This window comes from Bradyrhizobium sp. Leo114 (assembly GCF_055229415.2).
This window is the reverse complement of the sequence record NZ_JBUYEN020000272.1, coordinates 1-255: the sequence shown is the minus strand read 5'-3', so window position 1 is coordinate 255 and position 255 is coordinate 1. Positions and strand designations below refer to the sequence as shown.

Genomic DNA, 255 nt, shown 5'->3' with positions numbered 1-255 from the left:
GTGGCGTGCGGCTCGGCGGCCTGATCTGCAACGAGCGACAGACAGATAAGGAGCTGGAACTGGCGGAGGCGCTCGCCAAGAAGCTCGGCACCCAGCTGATCTATTTCGTGCCGCGCGACAACGTCGTCCAGCACGCGGAGCTGCGCCGCATGACCGTGCTGGAGTATGCGCCGGAGTCCCAGCAAGCCGATCACTATCGCAATCTTGCGACCAGGATCCACCACAATGGCGGCAAAGGCATCATCCCTACCCCGA

Annotated in this window: 1 pseudogene; it reads left to right on the top strand. The window is 63.1% G+C overall.

Annotation, left to right across the window (positions count from 1 at the left end):
- Positions 1-255: pseudogene (nifH, locus tag ACZIRK_RS45710) on the top strand (nitrogenase reductase); the annotation flags it as partial.